Source organism: Streptomyces sp. H27-H5, assembly GCF_026627505.1.
GTDB lineage: Bacteria > Actinomycetota > Actinomycetes > Streptomycetales > Streptomycetaceae > Streptomyces.
Window position 1 is genome coordinate 1 of the sequence record NZ_JAPNLK010000278.1, and the last position, 1,526, is coordinate 1,526.

The following is a 1,526-nucleotide window of genomic DNA, read 5'->3' on the forward strand; positions in this document are numbered from 1 at the left end:
ACAGTCCGGCAGCGGCCTTCGCCGCGTTCGACGAGCCGAATCTGATCGCGCATGCCGGGCTGGTCCCGGTGATCCGGCTGGCCGAGCGGTGCGGTCTGCCGGCCCTGGTCGCCGAGAAGGTCCGCCTGGCCGGTGCGAAGAATGGTGCCGGCACGGCCGCCGACGCGAAGGCGATGAGCATCGTGGGCGGCATGGTCGCTGGTGCCGACTCCATCGACGACCTGGACGTGCTGCGCCACGGAGGACTGCCGAAACTCTTCGGCGGCGTTCGCGCCCCATCCACCCTGGGTACCTTCCTGCGCGCCTTCACCTGGGGTCATGTGCGTCAACTGGAGTCTGCGGCACGGGCCTTCACCTGCAATCTTGCCGCCCACTCGGGCTTCGTCCCGAAGGGTGACGAAGTGGTGTTCGTAGACATCGACTCCAAGGTCAAGCAGGTCTACGGGCCGGCCAAGCAGGGCGCCTCGTTCGGCTATACGAAGGTCCGCGGTCTCCACTTCCAGATCGTCACGGTCAAGACCTCGGCCTGCGCGCCGGTCATCGTCGCCACCCGCCTGCGCAAAGGCTCGGCGGGTTCCGGCAAGGGCGCCGCCAGTCTGCTGCGCGAGGCCCTGGCGACGGTGCGGGCGATGGGGATCACCGCGCAGATCGTCGTCCGCGCGGACTCCGCGTACTTCTCCCACAAGGTCGTCGCCGCCTGCCGACAGGCCGGCGCCCGCTTCTCGCTGGCCGTCGCGGTCACCAAGACGATCCGCGCGGCCATCGAGACGGTTCCGGCTGACGCCTGGACCCCGATCAAATACACCGACGCGATCTGGGACGACGAGGAGCAACGCTGGATCTCCGACGCCGAGATCGCCGAGATCGGTTTCACCGCGTTCACCAGCAAGAAGAAGGCGTTCCACACCACCGCCCGGCTCATCGTCCGCCGTGTGAAGCGGCTGAATCCGAAGACGGTGCCCGAGGGGCAGAGCGAGCTGTTCGCCGTCTGGCGCCACCACGTCATCTTCACCGACAGCCGCTTCGTCCTCACCGACGCCGAGCCCATGCACCGCGATCACGCCGTGGTGGAACAGGTCTTCGCCGACCTGGAGGACTCCGCCCTCGCCCATCTGCCCTCGGGAAAGTTCACCGCGAACGCCGCCTGGCTCACCCTGGCGGCAGCCGCCTACAACCTCACCCGCGCCGCCGGCCACCTCGCCTCCGTCTTCCACGCACGGGCACGGACCGGCACCATCCGCCGCCACCTCATCAACGTCCCGGCCCGGATCGCCCGCCCGGGACGGCGGATCGTGCTGCACCTACCCGAACGCTGGCGCTGGGCCGAGGACTTCACCGACCTATGGGCAGCCGTCGGCCACCGCATGGTCACCTGACCGACGCGCCCACCGCACGTCCACGACCAGAAAGAACCTCGGAGAACCCGCCACCGGGACGGCCACCCGGGATACCGGCCTGCCCGAATCCGGAAACCCACCACAAAAGCAATCACACCGCGTGATCAAAGATCACGCGGTGGATCGAGG

General features: G+C 68.5%; 1 protein-coding gene. It reads left to right on the plus strand.

Going from position 1 to position 1,526, the window contains the following annotated elements:
- On the plus strand, positions 1 to 1,376 hold a 1,376-nt coding region (locus OTB19_RS42730; protein WP_267804255.1), incomplete at its 5' end, for an IS1380 family transposase.
- Between the last annotated feature and the right edge of the window lie 150 nt (positions 1,377 to 1,526).